Raw genomic sequence first — 15,086 nt, 5'->3', positions numbered from 1 at the left:
GCGCTTGGTCGCCCCTGGCCGTACCTGCTTGCGTGAACGGAATCAGCCGGGCGACTGCGCCTTGCATTGCTTGACGCTGCGGCGCAAGCTGCTCTTCCAAAACGAGTCCCATTCGTGCAGGCCGTCGATGCGCAGCAGCAGTTCGCCGCGGCAGACAAAGTCGAAGGCCGGGGTCAGTTGCGCTGGCGCGTATTGATGCGCCAGATAGCTTTGCATTAGGCCCTCTTGCTCTTTGGGCCATGTGTAGCGACTCAAGGGGTCGGCCAAGCGAGGCCTTTGCACTTCGACGAGCGTGACTCCCGAGGCTTTGGCTTCGCTCAGGAACTCTTGCTTTCGCTCGCTTTGAGACCAGGCTCGACAGGGGCCGCAGTCGCCCGCACTCCAATAAACCAGGCTCACCGAGCTGGGCGCCTCTGGCGTGGCCGCCCAGGCCGGCGCCATCAGCAAAGGCAGGCTTAGGCCGAGGAGTGGCGCTCGGAGCGCAAGGAGGGCGAGTAGCAACCGAGGACCTCCGCCGGCCCGAGCGCCGAATTTAGAAACGAGACCAGTCTTCATTCAGGCCTTCTTTGTGTTCGGAACCGATTCGCAGCTGGGGCATGGAGCCGGGCAGCTTCATTTGCTTCTCGCGCTTGGCGATGTTGGCATAGGTGCTGTCCCAGAGCGCACCAAAACTCTGCGGGGCTTTTAAGGCCTGGGACAGCTCACTCACAAACCAAGTGTTGGTCTGGCTGTTCGCGCAGCCGAAGGACGGGGTTTTTGCGCTGGAGGCGGTCATGACCAGGAGGTGGTCTTGATGCAGTCGGTCCAGGTGCGAGCCTGAGAAGCAGGCGGAAATCATCAACCAGCTGCGATTGGGCTCCAGGGCACCCATCCAGCTTTCGAGCTTTTTCGAGCTCAGCCAGCGTGCATTGCGATAAAGCGGCTGCTGCGACACCTCCAGAATGCCTGGCGCACCATGACTGCTCAGCAAGACGATGAAGCGATCATTGGCGCGCTTGTGCTCGGCCCAAAACTCGAACACTTCGTCCATTTGATCGATGCTGGCTAAAGGCAAGTCGCGCGGCCCTTCGGTGATCCGTCGGTTGGACAGCAAAACGGAGCGGTAGGCTTTGCCGTAGGCGGCGGCGAACTGTTGGTCCAGCAAGCGGATGTCCGCATCAAAGACGTTTTGCCGGTCATTGAGCGCTGCGCCGATGAAGATGTAGCGGGTTTCGGACAGCGGGCTGGGGTCGGATTGCAAGCGCTGCAGCTGTGCGCTTAGTCGGTGGGCGCCGGTGCCTTCGGCCTCACCCAGGATGAAACTGCTGCAGCCGCTGAGCCAGACAAGCAAGAAGAGCAGAGCCAGTCTTGCGAATGGCGCGGCGCGCCGTGGTGGGGGTGTGAGGGTTGGAGAGGGTGAGGCAAGAATCATGCTTTAGGCGTGGAATGGCTTGTAAAGCCATGATCGATGCAGCGCTGTAAAGCGTCACTCGCCCTTTGTGGGGGCGTCCGCGACAAAGGCGATGCGGTTCAGGCCCGCAGCCTGCATCCAGCCGATCAGCTCGGCCACCTGCCCATAGGGCACGGACTTGTCGGCGCGCAGTTGCAACTCCAGATCGGGGTTGGCGCGGCCGAGCGCCGAGATGCGCTGCTGGAACTGCGCCGTGCCTAGATTTTCTTCTCCGAGCATCAGCGTGCCATCGGCGGCCAGCGAGACTTGGATGAACTTGGGCGCATCCGAGGGCGTGGCAGCCTCGCTCTTGGGCAGATCCAGGCGCAGCGAGGAACTCATCAGCGGTGCGGCAATCATGAAGATCACCAGCAACACCAGCATGACGTCGATCAGCGGCGTCATATTGATCTCGCCCATTGGTTTGGGGCGTTCGCTGCGTTCCAGGCGACCGAAGGCCATGATCAGCCCCGGTCTTCTTGATCCAGCATTTCGCGCAAGTCATGCGCGAAGCCTTCCAGCTCGGCCTCGCAGTCGCCGACCAGTTTGCCGAAGATGTTGTAGGCCAGCACGGCCGGGATGGCCACGGCCAGGCCGGCGGCCGTCATGATCAGCGCTTCGCCCACGGGGCCGGAGATTTTTTCGATCGTCAGATTGCCACCGGCCGAGATGCTGACCAGCGCGTGGTAAATGCCCCAGACGGTGCCGAACAGGCCGATGAAGGGCGCGGTGCTGCCGATCGAGGCCAAAAAGACTTGGCCATATTGCAAACGCCGCACCACCATGTGCAGCGCGTCGCGCAGGCGTCGGGTCAGGCGCGACTCGCGTTTGACGGAGCCGTCGAGGCTGGCCGTTTGGGTCTGAGCAGTGGTCGCGTCCAGCAGCGGTTGAAGCACGGCCTCAGTGTCAAAGCTGTCGAGGGCGATGCGGCCCGCAGCCAAATCGCTGGCGACCCAAAAGGCCGGCAATGCGCGTGCCAAGCTGCGGCGGGCGCGCTGCAGCATCCAGCTCTTCCAGAAGATGACGACCCAGGCACCCAACGACATCAGCAGCAGCAAGGCGGCTACGGCCCGGATGACCGCATCGCCTTGGTTCCAGAAGTCGGCAAATCCCGTCATGCATTCAAGCCCAAGACATCGTTCATGTCATACAGGCCGGCGGACTGGGCTGCCAAGAAGCGCGCGGCGCGCAAGCTGCCCAGCGCAAAAGTGCTGCGGCTGCTGGCCTTGTGGCTGATTTCGATGCGCTCGCCGGTGCCTGCGAAGAGCACCGTGTGGTCGCCGATGATGTCGCCGCCGCGCACCGTTGCAAAGCCAATGGTGGATGGGTCACGCTCGCCGGTGACACCTTCGCGGCCGTAGACCGCGCAAGTCTTCAAATCACGGCCCAGGGCATTGGCCACCGCTTCACCCAGCGCCAGGGCGGTGCCGCTCGGGGCATCGACCTTGTGGCGGTGGTGGGCTTCGATGATTTCGATGTCAAAGCCTTCGTTCAGCGAACGGGCGGCCATGTCCAGCAGGCGCAAAACGACGTTGACGCCGACGCTCATATTCGGCGCCATCATGATGCCGATATGCCGGGCGTGTTCGCCGATCTCGGCCTTTTGCTCGGGGCTGAATCCCGTGGTGCCGATGACGACCTTGACGCCCAGTTCACGGCACACCGCCAAATGCGTCAGCGTGCCTTCGGGGCGGGTGAAGTCGATCAGCACATCAGCGCCGCGCAGCGTCTGCTGCAAATCGGCGCTGATCAACACGCCGCTGTTGTGGCCCAAAAAGGCGCTGGCGTCTTGACCGAGTGTGGGGCTGCCGTCGCGATCTAAGGCGCCATGCAGCACGCAGTCTGTCGAGTTGACGACCGCTTCGATCAGCATGCGGCCCATGCGGCCGGAACTGCCGGCGATGACGATGCGGGTGGTGGCCGCGGCGCCGCTCATTGCTTGGGCTCCAGCGGCGGGTAGCTCCGCTGCGCGCCCATGGCTTCGGCGGCTGGCACCGCAGGCTTGGCTGGCACCGGCAGGGCTTTGCGTTCGTCTTCGCTCAAGGCCAACTTGGGTGCATCGCCGCGCAACTCGCGGGTGTTGATGGCGCTGACGAATTCGTTTTCAGACGGCAGATCGGCCGGCAGATCCAGCGACTTGAGCACGTCACCGTCGAACCAAGCCACCACCTGGCGCTGCTGCGGCGCGGCGCCTTGGCGGCGGATGGTGAAGACATAGTCCCAACGGTTGTCGTGAAAGATGTCGGTCAGCAGCGGCGAGCCGAGCAGATCGCGCACCTGGGCTCGGCTCATGCCGGGCTTGACGCGTGCCGTCAGCTCCTTGGTCAGGACATTGCCTTGCACGATGTCGACGCGGTAGGGCCGGACGAGGCCCAGCACTTTGTCGCCCGAAACCGAGCCGGCGCAGGCGCTCAGCAAGGCCAGGGTGGCGGCAGTCAGCGCAAGCAGGCTCAAGCGAGCGGGGGAGGCGGTACACATATTCGGACGCATGAATGCTTCTTTAGGGGCTTGGGCTGCTGAGCGAGCCGTTGCTGGCTATGATCGCCCCATTCTAGCGGCAGGCCCATGGGGGGCCGCGCCGGCCCTATCAAGCCATGAACCGGACCGAAGAGATCAAAAACAGCGGGCTCAAAGCGACCCTGCCGCGCATCAAGATTCTGGAGGTGTTCCAGAAGACGAATCAGCGCCACATGACCGCCGAAGACGTCTACAAAGCCCTGCTGGTCGAGGATGCCGACATTGGCTTGGCCACGGTCTACCGGGTGCTGACCCAGTTCGAGCAAGCGGGCTTGCTGTCACGCAATCATTTCGAATCCGGCAAGTCGGTGTTCGAGCTGAACCAGGGGCACCATCACGATCACCTGGTCTGTTTGACCTGCGGCCGGGTGGAAGAGTTCTTTGATCCCGAGATTGAAGAGCGCCAGCACCGCATTGCTGCTGAACGGGGCTTTGAGTTGCAGGAGCATTCTTTGGCCCTGTACGCCGCCTGCATCAAGAAAGACTGCCCGCATCGGGGCAGCTGAGCGCCTAAGCCTAAGAAGACTGGGGCAAGCTCAGTCCTGATCGTGCTGGCCCATTTCGATGGCGCGTTGATGGCGTTCCACGAACTCGCGGTAGGTGTCGATGCCGCGCAGTTGCAGCACCGTGTTACGCACGGCGGCCTCAACCAAGACGGCCAAGTTGCGACCGGCATCCACCGCGATGATGACTTTGCGCACCGGCATGCCCAGCACGTCTTCATACAAAGGCTCGTAGGGCAGGCGTTCGAAATCGCGCTCCAGCGTTTCTTTGCGCACCAGGTGAACGATCAGCTTCAAGCGCATCTTGCGGCGTACGGCCGTCTCGCCAAAGATGGCCTTGATGTCGAGCAAGCCGATGCCGCGCACTTCCAGCAGATTCAGCAAGAGTTCGGGGCAGCGGCCCTCGATGGCAGTCTGCGAGATGCGGAACAGGTCGACCGCATCGTCGGCTACCAAGCCGTGACCGCGAGAAATCAGCTCCAGCCCGAGTTCGCTTTTTCCTAGACCGGATTCGCCTGTCAGCAGCACGCCCAGCCCCAGGATGTCCATGAAGACACCGTGGCGGGTGGTGCGGTTGGCGAAAAGGTGGGCCAGATAGGCGCGCACCACGTCGATCACATGGCCGGCGGAGTCGGCGGTTTCGAACAGCGGAATCTCGGCACGGTCGCACATGGCCACCAAGCGGTCGGGTGGCGGCTGGTTGTCGGCCACGATGATGACCGGCGGCTCCAGCGTGACGATGCGCGCAATGCGCCGATCCAGCACCTCGCCCGAGGCCTGGCTTAAATAGGCCACTTCGCGGCGGCCGACGATTTGAACCCGGTAGGGGTGGATGTAGTTCAGGTAGCCTACCAAGTCGGCGGCAGACTGGGCGTCGCGCACCGCCGCTTCATCAAAGCGGCGCTCGGGGTGCGCATGGCCGGCGATCCACTCCCATCGCAGCGCCTCCCTGTGCTCTTCAAAGAGTCGGTCGGCGCTGATGGAGGTGGGCTTCACTGTGTGGGCGTTCGATTCAGGGGAAGGTTCAGGCGACCGACTTGAGCGGTTCCCAGTCGGAGATCAGGCGGTGCACGGCGCTGGCTTCGGTCTCGGTCTTCAGGCGCTCGCGCAATTCGCGGTCCGACAGCATTTCGGCGATTTCGGAGAGGATCTCCAGATGCCGCTGGGTGGCCGCTTCGGGCACCAGCAAGAAGATCAAGAGGCTGACGGGCTCGTCGTCGGGCGCGTCGAAACCGATCGACTGCTGAACCCGCAGCACCGCGGCCAAGGGGTTCTTCAAGCCCTTGATGCGGCCATGCGGAATCGCCACCCCATGCCCCAAGCCGGTCGAGCCCAGACGTTCTCGAGCAAACAGATTGTCGGCAACCAAGGCGCGAGCAATCGCATGATTGTTCTCGAACAGCAAACCCGCCTGTTCGAAAACACGCTTTTTGCTGGATGCGTCCACATGGACCAGCACATTGCTGGCAGGAAGGATGGCGGCGAGACGGTTCATGGTGTCGAAGCGCAGTGTTGGGCTGTAGCCCTCGGCGGAACGCTTGCTCGATGTCGGGGTGAAGAATTATAGAAACTTGCGGCCATTGTGCGTGTCTGGGCCTTGAGCGGCCAGTGTACAAGTGCCGGGTTTGCTGCGATGCAGCAACACATTTTGTTGCAATTCGCCCGGAAGATTTGCTCTGCTGAGGCCTGGGCGAGGCAGCCTGCTCGAAAGCATGGGCAACAAAAAGGCGACCTGAGGTCGCCTTGCTTGGTTTTGCGATGGTCGATTCAATACCATCGCTCGGTCTGGGCCTCAGGGTGCAGGGATCTCCAGGCGCTTGGCAGCGGTGTGGTGATGATCTTGCAGACGATCTTTGTGGCGGCAGACTTGGCGGTCCAATTTGTCCATCAACTGATCAATGGCGGCGTAGAGATCTTCGCTCGACTGTTCAACGAAGATGTCGCGTCCCTTCACGTGCAGCGTGACTTCGGCTTTCTGGCGACGTTCCTTTTCCTTTTGCTTTTCCACGGTAAGCAAGACGTTGATGTCAACGACTTGATCAAAATGGCGGGTCACCCGGTCCAGCTTTGTGAGCACATACTCACGCAGAGACGGCGTTACTTCCAAATGGTGGCCACTGATTGTCAGGTTCATAAAGCCTCCTTTCACAAGAGGAATCGAGAAAACGGAAAACTCTGGGTCAAAGAACGAAGTAGGCTGATTTCTGGGTCTCGGAATGGGGCTTGAGTAGTGAATCGGTCGTTCCAGTTTGCCCCCGAAGTTTGTTTGTGACAAGTGCTTTACAGCTTCAAGTGTGGCAATAGTCCGTTTGTCGATTTGTCTGTGCGCAAGGCGCGCGAACTGCATTCTCGGAAGTGGCTTGCAGCGAGGTGATAATGAAAGCTTCCCAGCTCTGGAGTCCTTCTTGGACAGCGATCACCCGCGGTGACCGTCCATTCCCATGCCAATGGTCTTTGCAGCCAGCTTTGAGCCGCTGCCTTGCCGATTGTCCGGAGTGAGACGGGTCCCCAACACACCCACCTTCCGGACGGCAAAGTACCGTCCAGACTCTAGTCGGCGCTGCGGCGCTGGAGATCTGCATGCTGAATGTGTTTACCTTGGACAACGGGCGCTTGAAGGGCGGCCTGTTTCAGGAAGAAATTGAAACCGCCGAAGACTTGGCGCAATCACGTCCGATTTGGGTGGATCTGGACCAGCCCAGCGCCGAAGAAAAAGGCTGGATTCAGGACCGCTTTGGCCTGACCATTCCCGAAGACATCGTGGACGAAGACTTGGAAGAGTCGGCGCGCTTCTACGAAGAGGACAACGGCGAACTGCACATCCGTTCGGACTTCTTGATCGACGGCAATGAGATCACCCGCAATGTGCGAGTGGCCTTCATCCTTTACAACAATGTGCTGTTCTCCATCCACAACGGCGATTTGCCGGTGTTTCGCCTGCTGCGCCTGCGCGCCCGCCGAATTCCGGCCCTGATTGAAGACGCCAAAGATGTGCTGCTCAAGCTGTACGACGCCGATGCCGAGTATTCGGCCGACATCCTGGAAGGCATTTACGACAAGCTCGAGAAGGTCAGTGCCCGAGTCTTGAAGAAGGACGTCAATGACGCCGAGGCCGGCGAGGTGCTGTCGGCCATCGCGCGCGAGGAAGACTTGAACGGCCGCATTCGCCGCAATGTGATGGACACCCGCCGTGCGCTCAGTTTCATGATGCGCAGCCGCATGCTCAACGCCGAGCAATTCGAGGAGTCGCGGCAGATTCTGCGCGACATCGATTCGCTCGACTCGCACACCGCCTTCTTGTTCGACAAGATCAACTTCTTGATGGATGCCACGGTCGGTTTCATCAACATCAATCAGAACAAAATCATCAAGATCTTCTCGGTGGCCAGCGTGGCCTTGCTGCCACCGACGCTGATTGCCAGCATCTACGGCATGAACTTCAAGTACATGCCCGAGCTGGAATACGCCTGGGGCTATCCCTTTGCGCTCGGTCTGATGCTGGCCTCGGTGGCGGCGCCTTTCATCTACTTCCGCCGCAAGGGCTGGTTGCGCTGAGTAAGCTGAGCTGAGGCGCTAGGACTCAGACCTTCAAGCGCCGCTTGATCAAGCGAAGCAAGGGCCCGAGCAGAGGCAGCTTCTCGTAGAACTCCTCGGCGGCGTCCCAGTAGTCGCGGTGGTAGGCGACTCGGCCATCTGGTGCAAAGCGCAGATGGCTGCTGCCATGGATGCGGCGCGGCAGGCTTTGGCCCTTCAGCTTGAAATGGAAGTCCCAGCTCAAGAAACACTGGTTCTGTTGAACCAGGGCATCCAGCACGGTGAAGCGAGGACTATCCAGCGACTCGAACATATGGGCAAAGATGGCCTTCACCCCGGCCACGCCTTTGACCTCGTTGAAGGGATCTTTGAAAAAAGCCTGTTCGGTGTAATGCGCCTCCATGCGGCTCAAGTCTGCGGGCTTGAGCTGCTCAAAGAAGGCAATCACCGCCATGACACGCGGGTCGGTCGAGTTACTCATGATGCGCGGGTGACTCGTTTGATCAAACTGAAATAGGCGCGATCGCTGAGCAGGCGCAAGGCCTTCATGATCAGCGTGAATCGCTTCGGAAAGTGAATTTCAAAGTCGCCCGCTCGCCAACCTTTGAGAATGGCTTGCGCGGCCTGTTCGGGGCTGATCAAGGCGGGCATCTTGAAATCGTTTTGGGCAGTCAAGGGCGTGGCCACAAAGCCGGGGTGAATCAGCGACACGCCAATGCCGGCGTCCGACAGATCCAGGTACAAGGCCTCGGCCAAATGGCTCAGCGCCGCTTTGGAGGGGCCATAGCCCAAAGACTTGGGCAAGCCGCGATAGCCGGCCACGCTGGACACCAAGCTGAGGTGCGTCTCCAAGCCTTGGTGCGCTTGCAGCAGCAGTTGCGGCAGCACCGCGTCCAAGAGGTTCAGGGCGCCCACATAGTTGACGTCCATATGCCGGCGCGCTTCGGCGAGCGAGAACTGCTGCGCGCTCATGGCCTTGTAATAGCCCACGCAATAAAGCACCAGAGAAATGGACCCATGGCTGCGCACAATCGCTTTGCAGGCCTGCTGCAAGGCGATGGCGTCCATCACATCGAGGGGCTTGGCCGTGCTGCCCGCATGTTCATCAACAAAGGTTTGCAGCAGATCCGCCTGCCGGGCCGACACGATGACGCGCGCGCCCGCCCAGTGCAGTTGATGGGCCAGAGCCTGACCAATGCCGCTGGACGCGCCTACCAACCAGACGGTGCGTCCCTGCCAGTCCCGAAGTTTGGGGTTCAAAGCCATGAGGGTCAGAGTTTTTGGAAGGACAAAGTGACCTGGCCCAACTCGAAACCGAACTTGCTCATCACCGCTTTGTTCAGCATCACCTTGTCGTCGATCAGGTACATCCAGTCATCAAAATCCACCTCATAGACCTTGCCGTCCACCGGCAGCTTCAGGGTATAACTCCAGCGCAGCGCATTGCCGGCCGCTTCGCCGCGGGCCAGCCCGACCACATCATCGGCGCGACCGCTGTAGCGCCCACCGCCGAGTTCCTGGATGGTCCAGACGCGGCGCTCGCGGCTGCCGTCGCTGTACTCGAAGTCTTCTTCGAGGATGCCGGTGTCGCCCGTCCAGCGCCCCATCAGCTTGACCACAAAGCGGCGTTTCACATGGCCGTTGCGATCGGTGAAGATGCCATGCGCCAGCAAGGGCCCGTTCAGGTACTGGCGCAGCTCGAGCTTGGGGCTCTCTTGTGCGTACTGCGCCGGCGTTGGGGCCATGGCACAGCCGCTCAGCAAGAGTGCTGCCAAGCTGAGGCTCAGCCAAGGGCGGAGGAACCCAGGGCGGGTGAGGGAAGGCAATCTCATGGCAACTCCTTGTTGAGTGCGGTGCGTATCCAGAATTGGTAGAGCAGGCCTGCGGCCAGCAGTTTGAGCAGGCAGGGCAATAAACAGTAGGCCACGGTCAGGGCCTGCAGGGCATTGACGTCGCGCAGCCCAGGCGCATACCCCAAGGCTTGCAGCATGGGCAGGCTGAGCCCCGCGGCCAGGGCCAAATTGAGTTTGTTGGCGGCATTCCACCAACCGAAGAAGGCGCCTTCGGCCTGACCGCCCAGCCCGGCGCCATGCACCAAGCGAGCCAGCAAGGCGCTGGGTATGGCCAGGTCGGCGCCCATGGCCAGGCCGCTGGCGATACAGACGGCGGTGAAGGCCAGGCTGTCCCCCTCGCCCAACATGGCGGCCCAGACAAAGCTAGCTACCGCCAGTACCATGGCCGCCAGCCAGCTGCGCGCATGGCCCCAGCGCTTCACCATGCGCAGCCACAGGGGCAAAGACAGGGCGGCTGCGCAGAAGTAAGACGCTAAATAAGCGCCTTCCCATTGCGGGGTCTGCAGGCGATCCCGCACAAAAAACAGCAAGAGACTGGCGGGGATCGCCGTGGCAATGCCATTGCACAAAAAGACCGCCATCAGGCGCCGAAAATCTTGACGCCGCCAGACCGAAACAGCCGGTGCCTTGCTTGCAATAGGCATGGCCACAGCTGGCGCGCGAGGGGCAAGGCCCAGCAAGAGCAAACCCAAGCCAAGGGCCAAGGCGAGTGTGAGTGCGGTCCCTGCCAAACCAATCCAGCCGGGCAACAGGCTGGCGGTGATCACCCCCACCAAGGCGAAGCCTTCGCGCCAGGCCACCACGCGGCTTTGCTGCACGGCGCTGCCGCCAAAGCGTGCGCCCCAAGTCTGGTGCATGACGCTGAGCAGGCTGTAGCCAAAGTAAGTCAGCAGCAAAGCCGCCACACACCAGAGCAGCAGGCTGTTGGGCGTGCGCCAAGGCGGAAAGAACACGGCAGCGAAGCCGCCCGCCAGCAGCAGCGCGGCCGCACGCATCAGCGGCAAGACCCGCGCAGGGTGCTGGTTCAGCCAGCGGTCGCAGAGCCGGCCAATCCAGGGGTCGAGCAAGGCGTCAAAGAGCCGCGCACCCAAGAGCAGGGCGCCGAGCTGCGCCAGCGGCATGCCGAACTCTTGGGCGTAATGGGCGGGCAGGCTGATGTAGAGCGGCAGGGCCACAAAGGCGAGTGCAAAACCCAGGGCGCCGTAGCGAGCCGAGGCTGCATTGCCCGGCATGGCCCAGGATTCAGGGCCCTTCATTGCGAGCCCAACAACTGCTTGCGCAAACCGGGTTCTGAGCTCTGCGGGGCCAGCCAGATGCCGAGAAACAGCCGCGCGAACAGCGGGTCGCTGATGCGTCTTTGCAGGCGTCCGTTGACGAAGAAGCGTATGCCTTCGCCGGGCTCATGCAGGCCGCTGATGCGGTCACCGGCCTGCACATCGGGGAAGGCGGCTTCCATCTCCGTCAGCCAGCGCTGCGCCTGTTCCGGGGCGATCTCGCCTTGCCGTTTCATCTCGACCAGCGAACGTTTGGCGATTTCACGGCCGCTCAAGCTGCGCGCATATTCCAACTCAAGCGCCAACTCTTTGCGAGCCCAGTTCTGCGCATCGATCGCTTCGCGCGACCACAGCCGGATGTCATAGATCAGCAGGCCAAAGAAACGCATCTGCGCCTTGGACTGCTGGCGCAACTCAGCCAGCTCAGGCGCGGCCTGGGCGAGCCAAGGGAGGGCAGGCAGCAGGCCGCAAGTCCATTGCAGCGCCTGGCGGCGGCTGGCCATGGTGCTCAGTCTCTTTGCAGGGTGAACTGCATCACATCGGTATTGCCGGTCGCGAAAGCGGCCTCGCAATAGGCGAGATAGAACTCCCAGAGCCGCACAAAGCGGGTGTCAAAGCCCTGCTCGCGCACCTGCGCCTCGTGGCGCAAAAAGGCCTCGCGCCAGAGGTGCAGCGTCTGCGCATAGTCTTGGCCAAAGGCCAGCTCATTGCAGATGCGCAGGCCGGCTTTGCTCGCATAGGCGCGGAACTGGCTCGGGCTGGGCAGCATGCCGCCGGGGAAGATGTATTGCTGAATGAAGTCGCTGGAGCGGCTGTAACGATCGAACAAATCGTCGCGGATGGTGATGGTTTGGATGCAGGCTCGGCCTCCGGGCTTGAGCTTGTCGTGCACCGTCTTGAAGTAGCCGTCCCAGTACTCGCGGCCCACCGCTTCGAACATCTCGATCGAGACGATGGCGTCGAAGGCCGGGTCCTGGATGTCGCGGTAGTCCTGCAGGCGCAGGTCGGCGCACTCGGCCAAGCCGGCGCTTTGCAGCCGATCTTGCGCCCAGCTCAGTTGCTCTTGCGAGAGGGTGACGCCGGTGAGGTGCGCGCCGAAATCGCGGGTGGCGCTCTCGGCCACCGCGCCCCAGCCACAGCCCAGCTCCAGCACGCGGCTGCCCGAGCTCACGCCGCATTCCCGCAGCGCGCGGTGCATTTTGGCGTTTTGCGCTTCGGTCAAGGGGGTGCCGCTTTGGCCGTCGAACCAGGCGCTGGAGTAGTTCATGCTCGGGTCCAGCCAGAGCTTGTAGAAGTCGTTGCCGATGTCGTAATGCGCGTGGATGTTCTTGCGGCTGCCGGAGCGGCTGTTGCGGTTGAACAGATGGCGCAAACGATGCAAGGCCGAGCCCCACCAGGAGCCAAAAATCGCCTCGTCCAGCGTCTCGCGGTTGCGGATGAACAGCTCCAGCAAGGCGCGCAAATCGGGGCTGCTCCAATGCCCGGCCATATAGCTCTCGGCAAAGCCGATGTCGCCGGATCGCAAAGTGGCAGCACAGACCGCCCAGTCACGGATTCGAAAGGCTGCTCGCTGCGACGGGGCTTGGCCGGTTTCGGCGCCGAACTGCATGGAACTGCCGTCGGGCAGTTGCACATCCAGGCCGCCGTGGCGCAAATGGCTGAGCAACTTGAAGACGGTGCGGGCGGCGGATGGCGCGTTGTCGGGCAGATTGATGCGCGATGTGAGCGTGCGGGTGTTCATAGCGTGCAAGGCCCTCAGCGGGTCACAAGAGTTTCGGGGGCGGCAGGTTTGCCAAAGAAGGGAATGCGTTTAAGGAACAGCTGTAAAGCCTGCCAGTGGATGCGCGCCACCACCATCAGGCTTTGCGCGGGGATGGCCATAAAAGCTTGCCGGGCCGAGGCCTCGGTGAGCGGCTGCAAATCGCCGCTGATGCTGGTTTGCAGCAGCATCTGCCCCTGCTCGTCCTCATGATCGACCCGCGCCACACAGCGCGGGCCATGCTGTCCATGCAGGCCGCTGCTGTTCATGAAGCGAAAGCGGTAGCGGCCCGCCACCCGGCAAAAGGGCGAGACATGAAAGACCTTGCGAGCTTGCAATTCACGGCCGTAAGCTAAGTCCGGGCCTTGCAGCAAATAGCAATGGCGCTCACCAAAGGTGTTGTTGACCTCGACCACGATGGCTGCCAGCGAGCCGTCTTCGCGCTCGCAGTGCCAAAAGCTCACCGGCTTGAAGGCGTGGCCTAAGACGCGGGGGTAGCAATGCAGCCAAACTTCGCCCTTCGCGTCATCCACGCCCTCGCGCAGCAGCAAGGCGTCCAACCAAGCCAGGCAATCAGGGCCACCGTCGCCATGGTCGGCATCATGAAAGCTGAGCCAGTGCCAGCCCTTGCTCTGCTGACCTGAGCCTTGCCGATGCAGAGCGGCGTAAGGCGTTTGCCGCAAGGCGCGCAGGGGCAGCATCAAGAAGTAGCTGCGGTAGGCGAAGGCATGGGCCGTTGGCGCCAAGCGGCGATGGCGCACCTGACCGCGACCGATCAGCGCTTGGGCGGGCCAAGTCTTTACCGTACTCATGCTGCGCCCGCGGCTCCGCTCGGCTTAGGGGTTTGGGCGTCAGCATCGGTCCATTGCTCCAGCAAGCGCTTGGCCACGTTCAGCCCAGACAGCAAGCCGTCTTCATGGAAACCATATCGGGTCCATGCGCCGCAGTACCAGACATGGCTTTGGCCTTGAATCAGCGGTAATCTCGCCTGTGCGGCGACCGCGCCGCTGTCAAACACCGGGTGGGCGTAGTCGAACTCGGCCAGTGTCTGGCTGTCCGCCGGCGCGCGTACCGGGTTCAGGGAAACAATCACCTGCTGCTGCCAGGGCAGCGGCTGCAAACGGTTCAGCAAATAGTGCAGGCAGACGGCCTTTTGTTCGCTGCCGCTTTGCTGGCCGCCATGCTCGTAGTTCCAGGCGGCCCAGGCGCGCTGGCGGCGCGGCAGCAGCGCGGTGTCGGTGTGCAGCACCGCGCGATTGCGGTGGTAGGGAATCGCGCCCAGGATCTGTCGTTCGTTGAGGCTAGGCTGGTCCAGCAAGGCCAAGCTTTGGTCGCTGTGGCAGGCCATCACGACCTCATCAAAGCGTTCAGCGCCGCGCTCTGAGTAAACCAGCACCGAGTCTTCGCTGCTACGGCTGACGCGCAGCACCGGGGTATTCAAGCGCACTTCGCTGATGCCGGCGATGAGCTTGTCCACATAGTGCCGGGCGCCGCCGCTCACGGTGAACCACTGCGGTCTCTGCGTCACTTGCAAGAGACCATGGTTGTGGCAAAAGCGGATCAAGGTGCTGATCGGGAAGGCCAACATCTGTCGGGTCGGGCAAGACCAGATGCACGCCACCATCGGCAGCAAATACCAATCGCGGAAGGCTTTGCCAAAGCGATGCTGGTCGAGAAACTCACCAATGGGCTGGGCCAAAGCAGCCTCGGCTCCGCGTTCAGCCAAGCCGGTGCACAAGGCGTTGAAACGCTGCAAATCGCTCAACATGCCCCAGAACGCCGGCCTCAGCAGATTGCTGCGTTGGGCGAACACGCTGTTCAGATTGCTGCCGCTCCATTCCAGGCCTTGATCGGGCAATTGCACCGAGAAGGACATATCGCTGGCCGCAACCTGCACATCGAGCTGTTTGAACAACTGGATCAGCAGCGGGTAGGTGCGTTCGTTGAAGACCAGAAAGCCGGTGTCCACGCCGTGGCGGCGACCTTCCAATTCGACGTCCACCGTGTGGGTGTGTCCGCCGAAGTAGTCGCCGGCCTCGAACAAGGTGACATGGGCTTGCGAACTCAGCGCCCAAGCGGCGGACAAGCCCGCAATGCCCGAGCCCACCACGGCGACCCGCCGTTTCGCCCCCGTCACAGGCTGGCGGGCTTGCGCCAGTTGTTGAAGCAAGGGCAAGAGCGCTTCGGCATGGCCGGCCGCCGTATCTTGGCGCGCTT

The 15,086-nt window shown here is 62.0% G+C and carries 19 protein-coding genes; 2 read left to right on the top strand and 17 right to left on the bottom strand.

The genetic code is table 11. From position 1 onward, the window contains the following. Nucleotides 1-42 precede the first annotated feature (42 nt). From LNV06_RS16215 to LNV06_RS16190, 6 genes are all read right to left on the bottom strand, one after another. The gene (locus LNV06_RS16215; protein ID WP_263539335.1) at nucleotides 43-441 is read right to left on the bottom strand and encodes a hypothetical protein; all 399 of its coding nucleotides are present in this window, start codon (nucleotides 439-441) and stop codon (nucleotides 43-45) included. 91 nt (nucleotides 442-532) lie between these two features. After that, nucleotides 533-1,330 carry a C13 family peptidase gene (locus tag LNV06_RS16210; protein ID WP_263539334.1) on the bottom strand — a complete coding sequence of 266 codons (798 nt, stop codon included), beginning with the start codon at nucleotides 1,328-1,330 and terminating at the stop codon, nucleotides 533-535. A 135-nt stretch (nucleotides 1,331-1,465) separates the two neighbouring features. Continuing rightward, nucleotides 1,466-1,891 carry an ExbD/TolR family protein gene (locus tag LNV06_RS16205; RefSeq protein ID WP_263539333.1) on the bottom strand — a complete coding sequence of 142 codons (426 nt, stop codon included), beginning with the start codon at nucleotides 1,889-1,891 and terminating at the stop codon, nucleotides 1,466-1,468. Nucleotides 1,892-1,893: 2 nt separating this feature from the next. Beyond that, nucleotides 1,894-2,547 carry a MotA/TolQ/ExbB proton channel family protein gene (locus LNV06_RS16200; RefSeq protein WP_263539332.1) on the bottom strand — a complete coding sequence of 218 codons (654 nt, stop codon included), beginning with the start codon at nucleotides 2,545-2,547 and terminating at the stop codon, nucleotides 1,894-1,896. Beyond that, nucleotides 2,544-3,365 (bottom strand): 4-hydroxy-tetrahydrodipicolinate reductase, encoded by an 822-nt coding sequence (dapB, locus tag LNV06_RS16195; protein ID WP_263539331.1) that lies wholly within the window; start codon nucleotides 3,363-3,365, stop codon nucleotides 2,544-2,546. Before dapB ends, LNV06_RS16200 begins: the two co-directional genes overlap by 4 nt. Then, nucleotides 3,362-3,919, bottom strand: a complete 558-nt coding sequence (locus LNV06_RS16190) for an outer membrane protein assembly factor BamE (RefSeq protein ID WP_263539330.1) — start codon at nucleotides 3,917-3,919, stop codon at nucleotides 3,362-3,364. Before LNV06_RS16190 ends, dapB begins: the two co-directional genes overlap by 4 nt. Before the next feature lie 104 nt (nucleotides 3,920-4,023). On the opposite strand from LNV06_RS16190, the gene fur reads away from it, so the two are divergent. After that, the gene (gene fur, locus LNV06_RS16185) at nucleotides 4,024-4,452 is read left to right on the top strand and encodes a ferric iron uptake transcriptional regulator (RefSeq protein ID WP_263539329.1); all 429 of its coding nucleotides are present in this window, start codon (nucleotides 4,024-4,026) and stop codon (nucleotides 4,450-4,452) included. Nucleotides 4,453-4,482: 30 nt separating this feature from the next. Here the strand turns inward: fur and hprK are convergent, their stop codons facing one another. From hprK to hpf, 3 genes are all read right to left on the bottom strand, one after another. Continuing rightward, on the bottom strand, nucleotides 4,483-5,445 hold the full coding sequence (gene hprK / locus LNV06_RS16180) for an HPr(Ser) kinase/phosphatase (protein ID WP_263539328.1): 963 nt from the start codon (nucleotides 5,443-5,445) through the stop codon (nucleotides 4,483-4,485). 28 nt (nucleotides 5,446-5,473) lie between these two features. Continuing rightward, entirely contained in the window at nucleotides 5,474-5,944 is a 471-nt protein-coding gene (locus tag LNV06_RS16175) for a PTS sugar transporter subunit IIA (protein WP_263539327.1), read from the bottom strand. 297 nt (nucleotides 5,945-6,241) lie between these two features. Further along, complete coding sequence (gene hpf, locus LNV06_RS16170) at nucleotides 6,242-6,583, bottom strand: ribosome hibernation-promoting factor, HPF/YfiA family (protein WP_263539326.1); 342 nt, start codon at nucleotides 6,581-6,583, stop codon at nucleotides 6,242-6,244. A 446-nt stretch (nucleotides 6,584-7,029) separates the two neighbouring features. On the opposite strand from hpf, the gene corA reads away from it, so the two are divergent. Beyond that, on the top strand, nucleotides 7,030-8,004 hold the full coding sequence (gene corA, locus LNV06_RS16165) for a magnesium/cobalt transporter CorA (protein WP_263539325.1): 975 nt from the start codon (nucleotides 7,030-7,032) through the stop codon (nucleotides 8,002-8,004). A 25-nt stretch (nucleotides 8,005-8,029) separates the two neighbouring features. Here the strand turns inward: corA and LNV06_RS16160 are convergent, their stop codons facing one another. From LNV06_RS16160 to LNV06_RS16125, 8 genes are read right to left on the bottom strand one after another with little or no spacing between them, the layout of a single operon-like run. Further along, entirely contained in the window at nucleotides 8,030-8,464 is a 435-nt protein-coding gene (locus LNV06_RS16160) for a nuclear transport factor 2 family protein (protein WP_263539324.1), read from the bottom strand. Further along, nucleotides 8,461-9,249 (bottom strand): SDR family NAD(P)-dependent oxidoreductase, encoded by a 789-nt coding sequence (locus LNV06_RS16155; RefSeq protein ID WP_263539323.1) that lies wholly within the window; start codon nucleotides 9,247-9,249, stop codon nucleotides 8,461-8,463. The genes LNV06_RS16160 and LNV06_RS16155 overlap by 4 nt, the downstream gene beginning before the upstream one ends. Before the next feature lie 5 nt (nucleotides 9,250-9,254). Continuing rightward, complete coding sequence (locus tag LNV06_RS16150) at nucleotides 9,255-9,815, bottom strand: DUF3833 domain-containing protein (RefSeq protein ID WP_263539322.1); 561 nt, start codon at nucleotides 9,813-9,815, stop codon at nucleotides 9,255-9,257. Next, complete coding sequence (locus LNV06_RS16145; protein ID WP_263539321.1) at nucleotides 9,812-11,092, bottom strand: MFS transporter; 1,281 nt, start codon at nucleotides 11,090-11,092, stop codon at nucleotides 9,812-9,814. Before LNV06_RS16145 ends, LNV06_RS16150 begins: the two co-directional genes overlap by 4 nt. Continuing rightward, entirely contained in the window at nucleotides 11,089-11,613 is a 525-nt protein-coding gene (locus LNV06_RS16140) for a chalcone isomerase family protein (RefSeq protein WP_263539320.1), read from the bottom strand. Before LNV06_RS16140 ends, LNV06_RS16145 begins: the two co-directional genes overlap by 4 nt. 5 nt (nucleotides 11,614-11,618) lie before the next feature. Continuing rightward, a complete protein-coding gene (locus LNV06_RS16135; protein WP_263539319.1) occupies nucleotides 11,619-12,851 on the bottom strand; it encodes an SAM-dependent methyltransferase in 1,233 nt (410 codons plus the stop codon). 14 nt (nucleotides 12,852-12,865) lie between these two features. Continuing rightward, nucleotides 12,866-13,681, bottom strand: a complete 816-nt coding sequence (locus tag LNV06_RS16130; protein WP_263539318.1) for a DUF1365 domain-containing protein — start codon at nucleotides 13,679-13,681, stop codon at nucleotides 12,866-12,868. Then, on the bottom strand, nucleotides 13,678-15,006 hold the full coding sequence (locus tag LNV06_RS16125; protein WP_263539757.1) for an NAD(P)/FAD-dependent oxidoreductase: 1,329 nt from the start codon (nucleotides 15,004-15,006) through the stop codon (nucleotides 13,678-13,680). The genes LNV06_RS16130 and LNV06_RS16125 overlap by 4 nt, the downstream gene beginning before the upstream one ends. Nucleotides 15,007-15,086 lie beyond the last annotated feature (80 nt).

This window comes from Paucibacter sp. Y2R2-4, assembly GCF_025717535.1.
In the GTDB taxonomy this organism is placed as follows: domain Bacteria; phylum Pseudomonadota; class Gammaproteobacteria; order Burkholderiales; family Burkholderiaceae_C; genus Paucibacter_A.
The sequence above is the reverse complement of the archived record's forward strand: the minus strand, read 5'-3'. Positions and strand labels throughout refer to the sequence as shown.